Annotated in this window: 18 protein-coding genes; 8 read left to right on the forward strand and 10 right to left on the reverse strand. The window is 43.4% G+C overall.

The window, feature by feature from the left end:
* Nucleotide 1: 1 nt before the first annotated feature.
* The 10 genes from NC997_RS06515 to NC997_RS06560 all read right to left on the reverse strand — a co-directional run bounded on the left by NC997_RS06515 (nucleotide 2) and on the right by NC997_RS06560 (nucleotide 8,519).
* Nucleotides 2-1,573, reverse strand: coding sequence for a hypothetical protein (locus NC997_RS06515; RefSeq protein ID WP_190525324.1), 1,572 nt, complete (start codon nucleotides 1,571-1,573; stop codon nucleotides 2-4).
* Entirely contained in the window at nucleotides 1,563-2,699 is a 1,137-nt protein-coding gene (rffA, locus tag NC997_RS06520) for a dTDP-4-amino-4,6-dideoxygalactose transaminase (RefSeq protein WP_190525325.1), read from the reverse strand. The genes NC997_RS06515 and rffA overlap by 11 nt, the downstream gene beginning before the upstream one ends.
* Before the next feature lie 7 nt (nucleotides 2,700-2,706).
* On the reverse strand, nucleotides 2,707-3,576 hold the full coding sequence (locus tag NC997_RS06525) for a class I SAM-dependent methyltransferase (RefSeq protein ID WP_190525326.1): 870 nt from the start codon (nucleotides 3,574-3,576) through the stop codon (nucleotides 2,707-2,709).
* Complete coding sequence (locus NC997_RS06530; protein WP_190525327.1) at nucleotides 3,573-3,935, reverse strand: hypothetical protein; 363 nt, start codon at nucleotides 3,933-3,935, stop codon at nucleotides 3,573-3,575. Before NC997_RS06530 ends, NC997_RS06525 begins: the two co-directional genes overlap by 4 nt.
* A gap of 5 nt (nucleotides 3,936-3,940) precedes the next feature.
* Complete coding sequence (locus NC997_RS06535; RefSeq protein WP_190525328.1) at nucleotides 3,941-4,234, reverse strand: hypothetical protein; 294 nt, start codon at nucleotides 4,232-4,234, stop codon at nucleotides 3,941-3,943.
* Between the two features lie 420 nt (nucleotides 4,235-4,654).
* On the reverse strand, nucleotides 4,655-5,554 hold the full coding sequence (locus NC997_RS06540; RefSeq protein ID WP_190525329.1) for a hypothetical protein: 900 nt from the start codon (nucleotides 5,552-5,554) through the stop codon (nucleotides 4,655-4,657).
* A gap of 10 nt (nucleotides 5,555-5,564) precedes the next feature.
* A complete protein-coding gene (locus NC997_RS06545) occupies nucleotides 5,565-6,227 on the reverse strand; it encodes an acetyltransferase (RefSeq protein ID WP_190525330.1) in 663 nt (220 codons plus the stop codon).
* A 34-nt stretch (nucleotides 6,228-6,261) separates the two neighbouring features.
* Entirely contained in the window at nucleotides 6,262-6,900 is a 639-nt protein-coding gene (locus NC997_RS06550; RefSeq protein WP_190525331.1) for a class I SAM-dependent methyltransferase, read from the reverse strand.
* Entirely contained in the window at nucleotides 6,890-7,825 is a 936-nt protein-coding gene (locus tag NC997_RS06555; RefSeq protein ID WP_190525332.1) for a glycosyltransferase family 2 protein, read from the reverse strand. The genes NC997_RS06550 and NC997_RS06555 overlap by 11 nt, the downstream gene beginning before the upstream one ends.
* A 1-nt stretch (nucleotide 7,826) precedes the next feature.
* A complete protein-coding gene (locus NC997_RS06560; RefSeq protein ID WP_190525333.1) occupies nucleotides 7,827-8,519 on the reverse strand; it encodes a WbqC family protein in 693 nt (230 codons plus the stop codon).
* 342 nt (nucleotides 8,520-8,861) lie between these two features.
* Between NC997_RS06560 and rfbD the strand changes: the two genes are divergently transcribed.
* The 8 genes from rfbD to NC997_RS06600 all read left to right on the forward strand — a co-directional run bounded on the left by rfbD (nucleotide 8,862) and on the right by NC997_RS06600 (nucleotide 18,645).
* Nucleotides 8,862-9,764 carry a dTDP-4-dehydrorhamnose reductase gene (gene rfbD, locus NC997_RS06565; protein WP_190525334.1) on the forward strand — a complete coding sequence of 301 codons (903 nt, stop codon included), beginning with the start codon at nucleotides 8,862-8,864 and terminating at the stop codon, nucleotides 9,762-9,764.
* Entirely contained in the window at nucleotides 9,736-10,809 is a 1,074-nt protein-coding gene (locus tag NC997_RS06570) for a glucose-1-phosphate thymidylyltransferase (RefSeq protein WP_190525335.1), read from the forward strand. Before rfbD ends, NC997_RS06570 begins: the two co-directional genes overlap by 29 nt.
* The gene (locus NC997_RS06575) at nucleotides 10,806-11,651 is read left to right on the forward strand and encodes a glycosyltransferase (protein WP_190525336.1); all 846 of its coding nucleotides are present in this window, start codon (nucleotides 10,806-10,808) and stop codon (nucleotides 11,649-11,651) included. Before NC997_RS06570 ends, NC997_RS06575 begins: the two co-directional genes overlap by 4 nt.
* Before the next feature lie 2 nt (nucleotides 11,652-11,653).
* Nucleotides 11,654-12,727, forward strand: coding sequence for a glycosyltransferase family 1 protein (locus tag NC997_RS06580; protein ID WP_190525337.1), 1,074 nt, complete (start codon nucleotides 11,654-11,656; stop codon nucleotides 12,725-12,727).
* A 165-nt stretch (nucleotides 12,728-12,892) separates the two neighbouring features.
* A complete protein-coding gene (locus NC997_RS06585) occupies nucleotides 12,893-13,783 on the forward strand; it encodes a lipid kinase (protein ID WP_190525338.1) in 891 nt (296 codons plus the stop codon).
* A 65-nt stretch (nucleotides 13,784-13,848) separates the two neighbouring features.
* Nucleotides 13,849-16,695, forward strand: coding sequence for an HAD-IC family P-type ATPase (locus NC997_RS06590; protein WP_190525339.1), 2,847 nt, complete (start codon nucleotides 13,849-13,851; stop codon nucleotides 16,693-16,695).
* A 106-nt stretch (nucleotides 16,696-16,801) separates the two neighbouring features.
* Entirely contained in the window at nucleotides 16,802-17,965 is a 1,164-nt protein-coding gene (gene recF / locus NC997_RS06595; protein ID WP_190525340.1) for a DNA replication/repair protein RecF, read from the forward strand.
* A 197-nt stretch (nucleotides 17,966-18,162) separates the two neighbouring features.
* The gene (locus NC997_RS06600) at nucleotides 18,163-18,645 is read left to right on the forward strand and encodes a hypothetical protein (protein ID WP_347276054.1); all 483 of its coding nucleotides are present in this window, start codon (nucleotides 18,163-18,165) and stop codon (nucleotides 18,643-18,645) included.
* The last annotated feature ends 174 nt before the right edge of the window (nucleotides 18,646-18,819 follow it).

Below are 18,819 nucleotides of genomic sequence, written 5' to 3' on the forward strand. Positions count from 1 at the left end.
GCTATTCTTTTCTCTGTAGGAGTTCATAGTTATCTGGAAGAGATTTAGTGCCAATGACCTCAAAGTCCTCTTGGAAGTGATTCCATAAAAGAGGATGAGTATTTTTGAAGCGTAGTTCATCTCGACCGTCTAAAGCAATATCACCTAAAATTATCCAGTTAACATTTTTCTTGCGAAGCTCCTCTATCATTGTTTTTTGCCTATCTTCCACTTCAGGAAAAAGTAAGTAAATATCCCAAATCGGGGACTTTCTTTGCACAATTGGATAAAAAGTTGGCCAGTGAGGCGCGATGAGCAATCCTTCGTTAGGCTGTATTAATTGATTATTAATTTTTATAACCGTATCGATTAAGTTAGCAGTTGCTACATCCATCCAAAGCGTATCGCCAGTAACGCTTCTTTGAACATACTGCTCTGGCGGAGCAGTTACCCTAAGGTAGTACGGGCTGACCAGACCTACACTAAGCAGTGTTGCAGCGAAAGTAATAGACAGCAGACCTGTATTAGCTTTTTTCTTAAAATTCCCTCGAAACATTGATGGAAGACACATTAATCCAATCAATAATGGATGAATAGCTTGAGCTAAATGTCCTAAGTCTGCGCGAGAAAAGGCATAGTGCATATACAGAAAGCTAACAAACGTAGATGCAATCAGTGGATGCTTTAGCCGAAGAGCATCACGCTTTGAAAGAAATAATTGGATAAGTATTAAAGTATTAAATAAAGGCAATATTAAGAAAAATATTCCTATAGAAAATGCATTGGCAGCCTGAATAAGATTCATTTCAGAATAATTGGGATACCAGACCCAGGGAACTGGTAGCGGTAAATTTGTTCCGCCTAAACGAAATAAAAATTTGATGCTGTCTACAAAGCTTTCAAAGAAACCAGGAACTACGAAAAGCATAAAAAACATGGGGGAGTAGCCCATAAGTATTCCACAACCCCAGGCTACAAAGCGTCTGAAAATATCATTTCTACCGAGCTTTGCCCAAGTGAAGAATATCAAAAGCAAAAAAGATAAGAATGCATACAGACCGTGATTACGCCCTAGAAAAGCTGCCAAGCCAACAAAAACTCCAGCGATAAAATGTCGAAGTAATGAAGGTCTTTCGAGGAGTAAAATACCAAAATACACGGCAGCCATTGCGATACTTGGCTCAAAAAGCTTGTGGCGCGGGAACATCCAGAGCAGTAGTAATAATCCTTCGATAGCCAGTAACCACCAAGATTGAGTTACTCGTTTGAGGGATAACAGTCCAAAAGCCAAACCTATAGTCTGGAAAATGGCTGTGGATATCCTCAAGGAAAGGATGCTATCATTGCCAAAAATTTTGAACCAAGCTGCACCCCAGTAATATCGACCTGGATCGTAAGACTGGAAGTCTCGAATAGGTACTTCGCCTAGAGCTGTATGTATGGTTCCATACCATAGGAAACCTTCGTCACCTAAGTTTATGCCGATATTGCTCTGAAGTATGAATGAGGTAGTAACTAGCGCGGCAGCGAGCAGGAAGACTTTGAGGAAAGCAGGGAGTCGCTGAAAGTAAAGCCAACTAACATTAGTTTTCATGGAAAAACTGCTTCACTGCCTTGGTAATTACTTGAATCTGCTGGTCGCTTAACTCATAAAATATCGGTAAACGGAGCAGCCGATTAGAAATATCGTCAGTCACATTCATATTGCCACAAACGCGACCATACCTTCTTCCGGCTGGGGAAGAGTGTAGGGGTACGTAATGAAATACAGCATTGATGCCACAAACCTTCAATTTTTCTATTAATGCAGTGCGGCTCTCTAAATCTGGTAGAAGCAAATAGTACATATGGGCATTGTGCTGGCATTCTGCCGGAATAATGGGACGGCGCACCGTACCTCGCTCTTCCAAGTCAGCAAACGCCTCGTCATATTGCTGCCAAATGTCCAGCCTTTTGCGGGTGATAGTATTGGCTGATTCTAGCTGCGCCCATAGAAATGCAGCATTGATTTCACTTGGCAAGTAAGATGAGCCAATATCCACCCAAGTATATTTGTCCACTAACCCCTGGAAGAATTGGCTGCGGTTGGTTCCCTTTTGCCAAATTATCTCAGCGCGATCGCATAATTCTGGGTCATTAACCAGCAATGCGCCCCCTTCACCACAAATTACATTCTTAGTTTCGTGAAAGCTAACAGCGGCTAAATGACCAATACTGCCTAGAGAGCGCCCTTTGTAAGCCGCGCCTATTCCTTGAGCTGCATCTTCTATTACTAGCAACTGGTGATGCTGGGCAATTTCCATAATTTTGTCCATTTCACAGCCAACACCAGCATAATGAACTGGAGCGATCGCTTTAGTTTTGGGAGTAATCGCTGCCTCTATTTTGGATTCATTAATATTTAGAGTATCTGGGCGAATATCGACAAACACTGGTACGCCACCCCGCAGCACAAAGGCATTCGCAGTCGAGACAAAGGTGTATGACGGCATAACCACCTCATCTCCTGGCTGGATCTCGGCAAGGATGGCTGCCATCTCTAGTGCTGCCGTACAGGAGTGGGTTAACAATGCTTTGTAGCAGCCAATTTCTGACTCTAACCAAGCATGACATTTTTTAGTAAATTCGCCATTTCCGGAAAGATGGGCGTTAGCGATCGCTTGCTGAAGGTACTCCTGCTCTCTACCAGTAGTAAATGGCTTATTGAAGGGAATGTTCACAAGACTCTCAACTGCGACTTGCTATCAAAAGCAAGGAGCCACCAGCAGGAAATGAGAAGCCAAGACGGATCATGGTCTTTTCCAAGTATAGAATGCTCTCTAAGATAGCATTCATCCAGCCACTAATCCTCAGCTCAGATGTAGCATCATAGTTTGGATTAGGTTTTCGCTGCTGCAAACGAGAGAGCGCCATTAAAGGTAGTAGCAGCGAAACAAAGGATGTCATTCTTACTACTGTGAATCCGGCACATTCCACTTTAGTTTTTAACTCTTGGGCGTGATACCGACGTACATGGTGAGCATAGTCATCAGCTTGGCTCCAGAGCCAACGATGCTGTGGAACAGTCAGCACAATACCGCCCCCTGGCTTAGTTGCTTGATACATTTGGGCTAAAACTTTTCCGTCTTCTTTGATATGTTCCAAAACATCAAAAGCACCAATGACATCAAATTCATTTGCAAAGGGGATTTTACAAGCATCCATCTGAAATAACTCTGCCTTAGATAGCCGCTGAGCAGCAAAATCCAAGCCTATGGTAAAGATTTCACTCCCCCACAAACGAAGTTTAGGAAATGCTTGCTCAATGCCCCACAAGACAAATCCAGTTCCACAGCCGATTTCCAAAAAGCTTTTAGCTTGGGGAAAATAGCGTTGCAAGGCCCAAATTATCAAACGGTTGCGGGAACGAAACCAAAAGTTCTCCGCTTCTAGGGTAGCAAGCTTAGTAAAAAACCTAGCCTCAAAGCCATCACTTGCTTCTGCCAGTTGAGGTGCGAATGCCACATAGCCATCTACCAGCTTTGGTGCATGACCACAAGAGGTACAAGTCCATCCCAATATCTCAAAGTGTTTGCCGCACATACCACACACCTTCATCCCTGACTTCCTATTACTATACCTGCAACGATTAAACCCATCCCTACAACTTTAGGCATTGTGATTGCATCGTGAAAGAAGATGGAACTGAGACTAAGTACTAAAACAAATGTGATGCTCGTGAAGGGATAGGCATAGCTGAGCGTAAACTTAGTCATAGCAGCCATCCATGAAACTGCTGCTAAAAAAGCACAGGCAAAGCTACTAATTATCCAAGGATTAGCTAGCAAGCGTAAAATAAACCACAGTTTTTCTGATGCTTCCACTGGAAATGAACCCGCAGCATTAACTTGCCACTTAATAATAATTTGACCATAAACTGTAAGCAGAATTGTCAGAAGAATATATAGGTGAGTCATTATACTTAACCAACTTTTTTTAAATGTGCTATTGTTTCTTTCTCTCTCTCCTGCAAACCCGAATACCCTGGTGCCAAATCGAAGGCATACTTACAATTTATGTAAAGCGTTAAATTTTGATTAAAGGTCAGACTTAAACTTGCAGTATTTACCGCTGATGTCCAAGCCGTGAATAGAGGCTTTTTTACCATTTCTCTGACGAATACATTAGCTCTGTAAAAACGGAGTTTAGCCAAGCCAGTAATGAAAGCATCCAATTCTGCAACTTTGTGAATTAGTTTCACCGTGGTATCTGACAATTTAGATAGTTCTCCCTTTTCAAATTTAGATGTCCTTGGAGAGCGCTGCCAACTCGCAGAATTGACAAGTACAGGTAATCATTTCTCAAATAGTCTAGTCTGTTTCCTTTGATGTCCATGAATGGAACAACACAAAGTATTTACTCTGTAAAATTTGTCTCAAATAATACAATGTGTGCTGACCCCATTTGTCAATCAGCTTTGTTGAAAACATTTACAGAGCCTTGGGCGAAAGTTTGGATGAAATAAATCCAATTCCAAAGAAAATTCCGCAGAGGTTAATATTTTTTTTCGAATGTAACAGGGCTTACATCGTTGAGAACGAAAGCTTTAAATTCAAAAAAAATTTATATGATAATTAATCAAATAAAATGACAACTAGCTTATACCTTTCAATTCTGCCATGAACTTTACTCAATTTTAGACTAAAATAGCCAATCCAAATCCAGACTTACCATATCCGTTACCATTGTATAACATATATTTTTCATCTTTATAATTAAAAACGAAGGGATACTCAACACTTTCAGAATCCCAGCCTGAAGTAGACACATTAAGGCAAAATTTTTCATCAAACCTTTCCCAGTGAATACCATCTAATGATTCTGCATAGCCAATCCGATAAGCAGTGCCCCGGTATGAATACCACATCTTATATATACCATTCTCTTTAATTACACAAGGTTTGGCTATGGCATATTCATCAGGAGATTTAAAGTTAAGCGCAATCGTCCCTTCTCTTATCCAATTAATACCATCTAATGACTCGGCATATTTGATTAAGTATGCCATGTCAGTCGGTTGGGAACCCCATTTTAGATTAGATCCATACCACATTTTCCAGACTTGACCATCCCGCATTACCCAAGGGTAGGATATAGAAAGCGGGTCAACTTCATTTCTATCGACAATTGGTGCTTTAGAAAATCGTTTAAACTCAGACTCTAGTGAATTGCTAATAGCTAAACCGATACTATTACGCCACGGAACCGTTACGCCCAGATTCCATCCAAGATAGTAGAGATATCTTTTTTCATCAAGGATAGTCAAGCATCCCATAGAAACACCGCTGTCATCAAAGGTGCCTATTTCCCCTGGCTGAACTACAGGTTGATTGGATATTTGTATGACTTGCTGGGGATTGTTAAGATTAATAATTATAAATCCAATACTCGATCTGTTTTTCCTATCCCTACAGCTGAAATATATTTTAAAAGTATCTTTTTCAAGATATTCTGCTACTGGGTTAGCTGCATGAGATATCATCCATTCATAATTATTATTGGGACAAAAAATTAGCCCTAGCTTTTTCCATTTCATTTCAAACTACCTATAAATTTCTTAATCGATTGCTCGGAACTTTGGATAACTCTGCTGCATCAGATGCGTAAACTCCATTTTCTTGAGTATCCTGAAGAATTAATGCTCCAGCGCCAATGACACATCCTTTTGCTACAGTGACATGATCTCTAATAGTGGCATTAACGCCTATAAAGCAGCTTTCACAAATTTTAACTCCACCTGAAATCACAACATGAGAAGTAATAAAACAGTTATCCTTTATCTCAGAATGATGTCCTATATGATTTCCACTCCAAACTGTGACGTTATTACCAATTTTTACAAAGGGTTGGATAGTAACGTCTTCTAAAATAAAACAATTATCACCAATTTGGGTGTCACCCCAATGTGTAGTTTTAGAACTAATGTAACTAATTAACTTATACCCTTTTTGCTTAGCTAAATTATATTTATTTGTCCTAACCGTATTAAGCTTTGCGTAACTAACAGCAATAAACATTTCATGGACTTCAGGCGAGTAATTTTGTTCAACTTCATCAAATGGAACAAGCGGTAGACCACAAAATTCACTTAACTTAAGGTATTCTCTATCTACCGTGAAAGCTACCACTTCATGATTGCTGTCATGGGTCAAATAAAAATGTGCCAGCTGTGCGATGTCTCCAGTACCAAAAATAACTATTTTACTCATTGTGCTTTTAATTGTTATTTTACTTTTATTAAAATTAAATTTTATTTTTTCTAACTATTAGAGTAAATTCATATAGTCCATAATCATGCAGTAAAGCTACATTTCTAGAAAATCTTTTTTTGCATAAATCAAAATAGAAGCATGGATCGGCGTAATATAAATGATCTTGCATATACTCTCTGTCGGAATAACTAGTTAAAATGTTAAATGCAAAACCAGATTGGCTGATAATATTGATACTATTCAAAGTTTCAATAATATATTCTTCCCACTCCTGATTGCTTCTATCCAGTTTTACATTAAAAATCCCGCTAGCAATCGTGTAATCGGAAACCAAAGAAAAATTATTATCCGAGGAAAAATAGCAATTAGGTTTATCGTGATACAATTCTCTTGCTTTGGCAATCATTGCTTCTGACAAGTCAAAGCCCCTATAGTTAAATTTGTAGCTTTTTTCAGCCATAAATGCAAATAAAGAACCGTATCCACATCCATAGTCATTGATAGAAAAATGAGCTGGTTGATTGCATAGCTTTAGCAGTTGCTCAAACCTTATTTGTTGAGACTCTAGAGAATTCCAATCTACACCTTGAGGTACAGAACCGTATATAGCTAGTTTTTCGGTGTAATAATATTTAACATCCTCTTTAATAGAATTAAATTTACTGTTCATGTTTTTCTAACCTCTGATACAATTGCCGAACTATTGTATAAGGTCTATTTTTAGTCTCAATAAATATTTTTGAAATATACATTCCAATTACACCCAAAAAGCATATTATGAGACCTCCTATAAACCATATAGAAACAATCAGAGATGTCCAACCTACAAGGGTAGTATTAAATAAAAGTTTACGCCTTACCAAGTCTAGAATAAAAATAGCAGATATCAATGCCATAAATAAACCTATATAAAAAATATAGATTAAAGGTTTATTGCTAAAAGATGTTACCGCATTTACTAAAATATTCATTTTTTTGCTAAAGCTATATGTAGTTTCTGATTTTGAATGTTTAACTACATACATAGGAACTTGTTCATATCCAGTAATGTGCCAAACTCCTGCTAAGAATACTTCTCTTTCCCTAAATCTTAATAAACTTTTAACATACTTTCTACTCATTAACCTTGCGGTAACAATATTTTGAGGTAAATCAACGTCGGCTAAATAGCTAAGGAGCCGATAAAAAAAAGCACCAGATAGCTGCTCAAAAATTCCCCCTTTTCTAATTTTTTGAACTCCATAAACCACATCACAGTTTCTATCTAATAATTGCTGATAGAACAGACTAAATAATTCAGGTTCCTCCTCTAGATCGCAATCAATTAGAAATATTTTTTCGCCTTTAGCATAAGACAAACCAGTCATCATTGCCTTGTGATGTCCAAAGTTACGAGACAAATCTACTACTCTGATTTTGGAATTCTCTTCGTAGATCGAAACAGCTACTTCTAAAGAATCATCAGGCGACCCGTCATTAACAAAGATAATCTCGTAATTATCAGTTACTTTCTCTACCTCCACCTTTATCCGCCTATAAAACTCCTTCAGGTAAGGAGAAGAGTAATACATAGTTGTAACTATGGAAATGTCCATGTCAAAAACTTTTCATGAATTTTTTTGCGTTTTCACCCTCATTTAATATTAAATCTATAATACTTACATAGTGATCGAAGGGAGGGAACAGTTGTTTATATTCAGGGTATCCTGTGTAATCATAAAATATTACTTCTACTCCCGCAGAATCGAAAATTTCTATATTGAGATAATCATGCGCTGCTGGACCAGAGATGTATTGCGAAGCACCAGCTTGTTGACATAGACTGAGCAATCTCTCTGATTTACCTTCTAATAATTGATAATTTGAAGACCATGTAATTTTAGTTTCTATTTCTAATAAATTACAAATTTTTATAATAAAAAAATGATTGATATCACTCAATTTTGACATTTGTGCCTTTAAATACATATTTTTAAACCTGTCAATGTATTTATCAAAACATTTAGCTTTGCTGTAGTTATGAAAAAGGGACTTTAAATGTTTTTGATTCCAACTTGATTCTGAGATATTTGTTTCGTTGATTTTTTGAAAGTATTTTCCTTTAACCTCAACAGGAATAGTCAACCATTCTGTGCCTTTAGGAGTTTTAATTTTATTTCGATTTCTCCAATCTCTTCGAGTATATTGCATATCATCATACAAAATAAATTCATCTACACTATTGATTAAGTCAAAGTAACCTTTCCAAGGAATATAGTTTGACTGAACAATAGCTACCTTTTTGCCCATGTTACTTTTTTGCTAGAGGAACACTATAAACTTCTGCCATCTCAGCCTGAATCGGGAGTTTATTTAGAATTTTTCAACTACACTCTATTTCCACTAGTCACTTGCAGTGCCAGCACTGCATCAGATTATGGGCACTATAAGTGCTGTCTAACACTAAATAACATACTAAAGATAATAGAATCCGAGTTATTATACAAAACTGCTGAACACTATGCATCACAGCATAAGCGGTGTAACCTTGGAATGACCCGGCTATAGGCATGGCTGGCTTTTGAGCGCACCGCAAGTGTGATTTGCCAAAAATCAATCTGGTCAACCCCTCAAAACCGCTGAAGTATTTCCATGACTCGCATCCTCCTAATCGGCTGTACAGGGCAGGTTGGTAAAGAATTGCAACAAACCCTCGCCCCCTACCAGGAGATAGTTGCTGTTGGACGCCCTACTGTAGACCTCTCCCAGCCAGATATCCTTCGTCAAATAATTGGGGAAGTCCAGCCCCAGATTATCATCAATGCAGCTGCTTATACGGCTGTAGACAAAGCTGAGAGTGAACCGGAACTGGCAAAAGGTGTCAATGCGATCGCGCCCAGCATTCTTGCCCAGGAAGCCCAAAAACAGGGATCTTTCCTGATTCACATCTCTACCGATTATGTTTTCGATGGTAGCCAGAGTCACCCCTACGGGGAAACTGACGCCACTAACCCCGTTAGCGTCTACGGTGAATCTAAACTCGCTGGGGAAGAAGCCATTCGGGAAACCTGCACCCAACACCTGATTTTCAGAACTGCATGGGTATATGGCACTCACGGCAAAAGTAATTTTGTCAAAACCATGCTGCGATTGGGTGGAGAGCAAGAGGAAGTCCGCGTCGTTGCCGATCAAATTGGTAGCCCGACTTGGGCAAAAGATTTAGCACAAGCGATCGCCCAACTCATTCCCCATCTGACACCAGAAATCGCCGGAACCTACCACTACACCAATAGCGGTGTCGCCAGCTGGTATGACTTTGCTGTTGCCATCTTTGAAGAAGCCAAACACGTGGGGTTCCCCTTAAAAGTCCAGCGCATCATCCCCATTACTACTGCTGAATATCCCACTCCCGCACATCGTCCCGCCTATTCTGTCCTTTCGTGTGGGAAAATATCTGCGGTTATGGGAACTTATCCCCCCCACTGGCGACAGGGATTGCGGCAGATGTTACTGGAGTACATAGGCGATGAAAGCTTTAATTCTCTCCGGCGGTAAAGGCACGAGGCTGCGTCCTCTCACCTATACGGGGGCAAAACAACTCGTGCCCGTCGCGAACAAACCCATCCTCTGGTACGGCATCGAACGCATCGTTGCCGCAGGCATTACCGACATTGGTATTATTATCAGTCCCGAAACCGGCGCAGAAGTTCAAGCCAAAACTGGCGATGGCGATCGCTTCGGTGCCAGAATTACGTACATTCTCCAGGAACAGCCAGCAGGACTTGCCCACGCCGTCCAAATTGCCCAACCTTTCTTGGAAGATGCACCCTTCATCATGTACCTGGGCGATAACCTGATCCAGAACAATTTAGATCCATTTCTGGACACCTTCAAAGCCCAAAACTTGGACGCGATGATTCTCTTGCGTCCAGTGGCTAATCCCAGCGCCTTTGGTGTCGCCAAAGTGGATGAGAAGGGACGAGTATTGTATCTGGTGGAAAAACCCCAAGTTCCTCCCTCCAATCTTGCCTTGGTAGGGATTTACTTTTTCAACTACAGCATCCATCACGCCATTGCTTGTATCCACCCATCTAAGCGAGGCGAACTGGAAATTACAGATGCCATTCAATGCTTGATTGACCAGCAAAAAAACGTAGAAGCCTGTCAATTAGATGGCTGGTGGCTGGATACTGGAAAAAAAGACGATCTTTTGTCAGCCAATCAAATTATTCTAGATAGTTATCTCGTTGGTTCAGTTCAAGGTCAGCTGGATGACCAAACTCAAATCATTGGACGAGTGGAAATTGGTGAAGGGTCAAAAGTTGTTAACAGTACCATTCGGGGTCCTGCGATTATCGGTCGAGATTGCCACATCGAAAACTGCTTTATTGGCCCCTATAGTAGCATTGGTGATTGCAGCATCCTAATCGACGCCGATCTTGAGCATAGTGTTATCTTACAGGGCGCTCAAGTGGTGGGAATTCATCAGCGAATTGTAGATAGTCTAATTGGGCAACGCGCCCAGCTAACCGCGGCCCACCGCCGACCCAAGGCCCTGCGTTTTATGATTGGTGATGATTGCCACGTTGAACTAACGTGATCTATTTCGTTACAGTTAACTATTATTCAACAGATTTGGTTACTCAACTCATTAGATCGTTTCCGGAGGATAGCGAGGTTCCCTATCAGGTTGTTATTGTCAATAACTCTTTAGATGATGCTTCAATTGAGCAAGTCAAAACGGATAGTATTCTGATTCTTCAAGCAAAAACTAATCTAGGATTTGGCAAAGGCTGTAACTTAGGTTTAAATTGGATTTATGAGCAAGATAATGAAGCAATCGTCTGGATTATCAACCCGGACAGCTATCTTCTAGAAAAGACTCTAGAACAAGTGCCAGCCTTTTTTAAGACTTATCCAGAACTTTCTATTGTTGGCACTTTTATCTATACACCGGCAGGAGAAGTTTGGTTTGGTGGAGGACGCTTTATTCCTGAAACTGGAACAATTCTCTCTGAAAACCTGTTGTTGACGCATCCAAAATTAGCTTATATGCCCTGCGATTGGGTTTCGGGATGTAGTCTGCTGGTCAATTTCCGAAAGTTTCCCAGTTGTCCTGAGTTTGACCCGGCTTACTTTCTTTATTATGAAGATTTTGATTTTTGTAGACGCTATTCCCTACAGGGGCATTTAATCGGTATTACCTCTCTGATTCGCGTCGGACATCAACCATCTTCGATTACAAACAGAAACATTTTTAATAAAATCAAGCACAGTACCTATAGCTACTTGTTAACCTTGGAAAAATATGCAAGTTTAACAGTGCGATCGCTACGGTTTCTCCGTCTTATTTTCCATGCGTTTATGTTACTTGTAGTAAAACCGTCGGTCGCCCTTGGTAAACTTTACGGCGTCTTCCTCTATTTAAAAAAGCGATACTAACCTTGCTGTCTCCACTCCTAGTCAATCTTTCCTTCATTTTTTCCCAACCGACTGGCATCAGCACCTATGCCATAAATCTTTTTCCGCACCTCCAGCCTCTCGAACCAACCTTACTGACAGCCCAAAATTTTCCCAACTATCGCTGCTATCCAGTTCCGTCGGATCTAACCCCCGCACAAGGGTCAAAAGGGCATTTTCGCCGTCTGCTGTGGACGCAGCGGCAGTTGCCCGAAATTTACAAAAAATTGAATTCTAGTTTAATATTTTCCCCAGTTCCTGAAGCGCCGTTGTATGCGGGTTGCCGTTCAGTGGTAATGGTTCACGATCTCATCCCGCTGCGGTTTCCTAAACGCTTTTCTCCCCTAACGCCCTACTTCCGCTACTATATTCCCCAGGTTTTAGCGCAAGCTGAGCATATTATTTGTAACTCTAGCTCCACCGCTCAGGATATTATTGATTTTTTCCACATTCCAGAAGATAAAATTACGCCAATTCATTTGGCTTATGACGTCAATCATTTTCGGTTTCTAGATATTCCTAGAAGCAATTATTTCCTCTACATTGGTCGCCAAGATCCCTACAAAAATATTGCTCGGTTAATTGACGCATTCGCTACTTTACCAAGTTGCCGTGACAATGAATTATGGATAGCTGGATCTGGGGATAAGCGTTATACGCCTGTGTTGATGGCGCAGGTGGAACAGCTAAATATAAAGAATCAAGTAAAATTTCTAGATTACGTTTCCTACGAGGAATTGCCGACGCTAATCAATCAAGCGATCGCTCTTGTCTTCCCTAGCCTCTGGGAGGGCTTTGGACTGCCCGTTTTAGAAGCAATGGCGTGTGGCACCCCCGTGATTACTTCCAACCTCTCCTCGCTGCCAGAAGTCGCGGGTGACGCCGCCCTTTTAGTCAATCCCTACAACGTGGGAGAAATTGCCGATGCGATGCAGGCAGTGGTGACGGATTCAGGATGGCGATCGCGTCTTCGTCAAGCTAGTCTTGCTAGAGCCAGTCAATTTAGCTGGACAAAAACTGGACAAGCGACTGCCCAAGTCCTTCAGCGATATTTGTAAACACAGCGAAAATTATCAAAATTACAAAGTGGCAAATTGTCAAGTTAAGATTGGGGGTCAGCTCAAGATTCTCCTTCAAGCTTCAATTCCTCTTGCCTCCCCAGGTAGATTTCTTTTTATCAAAGGTTTGTCAAAATAATTGACAATTAATGGAAGAGGCTCAGCATGAACCGGCGAGCATTGTTGCTGCTAAATCGCCACGCACGCCGAGGAAAAGAAGGTCTATCAGAGGCGGTTGCCAAATTGCAGGAGTTAGGATTTGACCTGCAAGAAGAGTCCACACAAAAGCCCCAGCAGATACCAGAAATTATCCGTCGCTACCGCGATCGCGTCGATCTCGTTATCATTGGTGGCGGAGATGGCACCCTAAATGCCGCTGCCGAGGGTCTGATTGACACGCAACTCCCGTTGGGCATCTTGCCTTTAGGAACAGCCAACGACCTGGCACGAACCCTTTCAATTCCTGTCTCCCTCCCCGAAGCTTGCGAGGTAATTGCAACAGGTCAAAAACAGCGAATTGACTTAGGTTGGGTGAATGGAAAGCACTTCTTCAATGTTGCTAGTCTCGGATTGAGCGTGCAAATTACTCAGCAGCTAACCAAAGAAACTAAGCAACGCTGGGGAGTCTTCGCCTATGCAGTCACCGCCATCCAGGTAGTTGGGCGATCGCGTCCTTTTCTAGCAAAAATTCGTCTCAATGGCGAATCTATTCAGGTGAGAACCGTTCAGATTGCCGTAGGCAACGGACGATATTACGGCGGTGGCATGACCGTTGCTGACGATGCTACCATTGACGACCAGCGCTTGGATCTGTACAGCTTGGAAGTTCAAAATGCATGGCAGATCGTCCGATTGCTACCTTCCATGCTAAAAGGAAAACAAGCAGAATGGCCTGAGGTGCGAAGTCTTCAAGGGCGGGAAATTGAGGTATCCACGCTAAAACCTCTCCCGATTAATACTGATGGTGAAATCACCACTTACACCCCTGCCAAATTTCGCCTAATTCCTAAAGCAATATCGGTTTTAGTTCCACAATCACCCCTACGCACTCCTTAAAATACCTCCCAGTCACCGGATTTAAGCCCTATGATTAAGTGCTAGTAGGTGTTAAAGCATTTCCCGTGACCCCATCTCCTTCACATTCAAAACCCGATCTAGCAAGCGTCTGGCATACTCTACCAGTGGACAAGACACTGGAGCAGCTAGCAAGCGACCCAGAAGTTGGTCTGACGACCCAGGAAGCCAAACAGCGGTTGCAGCAATACGGCCCCAACGAACTGCAAGAAACTGCGGGTCGAAGTACCTGGGAAATCTTGCTCGATCAGTTCAAGAACATCATGTTGTTGATGCTGATTCTAGTAGCACTGATTTCCGGGATTCTAGACCTGGTGGATTTACGCGCTGGCAGATTAGCCCCTGGTGAAATTCCCTTCAAGGACACAATTGCAATTTTACTGATTGTCATCCTTAACGGCGTCTTGGGCTATCTCCAGGAAAGCCGCGCCGAAAAAGCACTTGCCGCCCTCAAGAAGCTTTCCTCTCCGAAAGTGCGAACGATCCGCGATGGCAGACAATTAGAGGTGGACGGCAAGGATCTTGTTCCAGGAGACATCATGCTCCTCGAAGCAGGGGTGCAGGTTTCCGCCGACGGGCGTCTAATTGAAGAGTCAAATCTGCAAGTGCGGGAATCGGCACTAACCGGCGAAGCTCATCCATCAAGTAAGCAGGCAGCGGTGCATCTGAGTGAAGAAACCGCATTGGGCGATCGCATTAACTTAGTCTTTCAAGGCACTGAAGTCGTCCAAGGGCGCGGCAAGGTCATCGTCACCGGCACTGGTATGAAGACGGAACTCGGCAAAATTGCCGATATGCTGCAATCCGTCGAAGCTGAAGACACCCCGTTGCAACAGCGAATGACCCAGCTGGGCAACGTGCTGGTGACGGGTTCTTTGATCTTAGTTGCCATCGTCATCGTCGGCGGAATGCTGCATAATTTCTTCAGCCAGGGGCGTTGGAACTGGAATGTCTTGCAAGACCTTGTGGAAGTTTCTCTATCGATGGCAGTGGCGGTAGTGCCAGAAGGCTTGCCAGCAGTCATTACAGTGACGTTGGCACTGGGAACCCAGCGGATGGTACGCCGCCACGCACTGATTCGCAAACTCCCAGCGGTAGAAACCCTCGGTTCTGTCACAACTATCTGCTCGGATAAAACCGGCACCCTCACCCAAAATAAAATGGTGGTGCAGCGGGTAGACACGGCAAACCATACCTTCCGCGTTACCGGCGAAGGTTACATCCCTACCGGAGAATTTTATCTCGACGAGCGGCAGGTAGCCGCAGAGCAGTATCGGGATCTGCAAATCCTCATGCTTGGCTGCGTGCTTTGTAATGACGCAATGTTACAGCACGACAAGAATGAGTGGGCAATTCTCGGCGACCCCACAGAAGGGGCATTAATTGTCCTGGCTGGGAAGGGAGGAATTGATAAGGAACCGCTAAGCCGCCAAATGCGCCGCGTTGCCGAGTTTCCTTTTTCCTCCGAACGCAAGCGGATGAGCGCGATCTGCGAAGCGGGCGCTTGGATTCAAAACACGCCTTTTTCTAGCAGCCACCTGATGTTTACGAAGGGTTCTCCAGAGTTAATTTTGGAGCGTTGTACCCAAATTCAGGTAGGCGACCAGAGCGAAGTTCTGCGCGATGAGCAACGAACTCAAATTCTGGAGCAAAATAACCAGATGGCAAGTAAGGGCTTGCGGGTACTGGGATTTGCTTACAAGCCTTTAGAGAGCGTTCCGCCCGAAGGATCGGAGGAAACAAACGAGCAAGAATTAGTTTGGCTGGGTTTAGTCGGAATGCAGGATGCTCCGCGTCCGGAAGTGCGGGATGCAGTCGCTAAATGCAAAGCCGCTGGAATTCGAGCCATGATGATTACTGGCGACCACCAGCTAACAGCACAAGCGATCGCCCAAGATTTAGGGATTGCCCAAGAAGGCGATCGCGTCCTCACAGGTCAACAACTGCAAAAGTTTAGTCCAGAGGAGCTAGATCAAGTCGTTGACGAAGTTAGCATCTACGCCCGTGTTGCCCCCGAACACAAACTCCGCATTGTTCAAGCCCTCCAGCGTCGCGGTAGATTTGTCGCCATGACCGGCGATGGCGTCAACGATGCCCCAGCACTCAAACAAGCCGACATCGGCATCGCAATGGGCATTACCGGCACCGATGTCAGCAAAGAAGCCAGCGATATGGTGCTACTGGACGATAACTTCGCCACCATCGTCGCCGCTACAGAAGAAGGGCGGACTGTTTACAGTAATATTCGCCGCTTTATTAAATACATTTTGGGCAGCAACATCGGCGAAGTGTTGACCATTGCCGCTGCACCTCTGCTTGGCTTGGGGGGCGTTCCGCTCTCGCCGTTGCAGATTCTCTGGATGAACCTGGTTACGGATGGTTTACCCGCTCTCGCCCTTGCCGTAGAACCCGCAGAACCCGACGTGATGCGCCGTCCTCCCATGAATCCCCGCGAAAGTATTTTTGCCCAAGGGCTGGGTTCTTACATGGTTCGGATTGGGATTGTCTTTGCGATTATCAGTATTGCTTTGATGGCATGGGCTTACAACTATACTCATGCACCCGGCTATCCGGGAAATCCAGATGTTTGGAAGACGATGGTCTTTACAACCTTGTGTCTCGCTCAGATGGGACACGCTTTGGCGGTTCGTTCTAACAGCCAACTGACGATCGAGATGAATCCCTTTACCAACCTGTATTTGTGGGGAGCGGTGGTTGTTACCACGGCGTTGCAGCTAATGCTCGTCTACGTACCCCCTCTGCGTTCTTTCTTTGGAACTCACTACCTGACTCTTACTGAACTCGGTATTTGTATCGGCTTCAGTGCCTTAATGTTCGTTTGGGTTGAGATGGAAAAACTGTTTATCCGTTTTTTTTACAAAGGCAGACGGTAATGGGTAATAAGTAATGGGGAATTAGGGACTGGTTATTGGAAGAATCTAGGCTGAAAATAATCACCCATGCCCCATTACCCATTCCATTACTAATGATCCATTAGCTATGTATCTCAAAACCCTCCACCTGCGCCAGTTTCGCAACTACTTGGATTGTGGAGTTGATTTCGAGGCTCCTAAGACGATTTTGGTGGGGAATAATGCCCAAGGAAAATCCAATCTTTTGGAAGCAGTCGAGTTACTATCAACCCTCAAAAGCCATCGAGCCGGACGCGATCGCGACCTGATCCGCGAAGGCGCGGCGGACGGTAAAATTACAGCCACGCTGGAACGCGCTAACGGCTTAGTGGATCTGGCTTTAACCCTCCGCACTCAAGGGCGTCGTACCGCAGCCATTAACCAAGAAGCTTTGCGACGCCAAATGGATTTTCTCGGCGTCCTCAACGCTGTAGAATTCTCCAGTTTAGATTTAGATCTAGTGCGAGGTGCCCCCGAACAACGCCGCAACTGGCTAGATTCCATCCTCACCCAGTTGGAACCCGTCTACGCCCACATTTTGCAGCAATATAACCAAGTATTACGGCAGCGCAACGCCTTATTAAGACAAGAAGCGAGAAAAGCCCAACCTTCTTCTAGTAACAGGCAAGAGGAAATTTCCACCAAGTCTGGAGACTTGAATCGGGACTCTGAATTGGCGTTGTGGGATGTCCAATTAGCGATCGCGGGTTCTCGCGTTACCCGTCGTCGAGCCAGAGTCCTGACACGGCTGGCACCTCTCGCTCAGGCTTGGCACGCTAGCATTAGCGGTAGAGCTGAAGTGCTGGAATTAAAATATGCCCCCAATGTCACCCTGGAGAAGGAAGAACCCGAAGCGGTACAGCAAGCTTTTTTAGAGAAAATTCAACAGCGTCGGGTCGTCGAGCATCACCAAGGCACAACCCTCGTCGGTCCTCACCGGGACGAAGTTGAGTTTACCATCAACCAAACACCGGCAAGAATCTATGGCTCCCAAGGTCAGCAGCGAACCCTAGTCTTGGCACTGAAACTGGCAGAGCTAAAGCTTATTGAAGAAGTCGTTGGAGAACCGCCGCTGTTGCTACTTGATGATGTTCTAGCCGAGTTAGACCCAAACCGCCAAAATCAACTGTTAGATGCCATCCAAGACCGCTTTCAGACCCTGATTACCACTACTCACTTAGGTTCCTTTGATGCCCAGTGGTTGAATTCATCTCAAATTCTCTCTGTTCAGGCAGGACAAATAAAACGATGAAGTTTGTTAGTTGCATAAGGACGGGTTGAAGCCAAATATTTGTAAATAGCCAACTAGATGGATAAACCTACACCTACAACAAGTCGTTCTTCCTTTTTTAGTGTTAATCCCTGGCTTGCAGCCTCTAACCTTATTCTCAAATCCGGAGTCACCCTCAGAAGTCTCGTATCCACCAATATGTTCTAAAGAGAGAATCCGTGCCTTACTTATTTAACGAACTGTCAACCTACGCCCAGATTGATTGTGACGTAATTAACCTTGCTGCTATGCGAAAAATGGATATGGCTATGGATCGGGATGAGATTGCAGGACTGGGCGCTTCGTTGCGACGGATCAATCAGAAGCTATTGACCTCAGCCAAGGGAGATGGCGTCGAAAGAGTATGGTATCAGGGTGGAGAACCTTATTTCGATCTGTTTATTGACCTGCGAAAAGATGATATCGAGTGGTTTCAGTTGACTTTACGTGGGAAATCGCTGTCGTGGAATCGAGCAGGTTGGCAAACAGGGATAACGAATGAAGGTATTGTCAACGACATTACTTTTTATCCTGCTAGCAAACTGATTAAAACAGACAATCGCCCTGATTTTGCGTTCATTGAATTAGCATATTCCATCCTGCAAACCCGCGCTGGTGATGCGATTTTTGATAAAATACTGGTGCTGTTTAAGCCTGAATAACGAATGGCTAGTCGCTAATCAAAGCCCTTTTTTGCCCAATTAGCAATTAGCCTATACCCTAATCATTAAGCTTATTTGTAAATTCTTTTAGGTGCAATATACCAGCACGAATTTGGGTTTAATGTATTTGTTCTTGCTCGTTATCCTAATTTTGAGTCGTTGCTGGAGCCTTTT

Source organism: Trichocoleus sp. DQ-A2 (assembly GCF_039961915.1).
In the GTDB taxonomy this organism is placed as follows: Bacteria; Cyanobacteriota; Cyanobacteriia; order Cyanobacteriales; family FACHB-T130; genus FACHB-T130.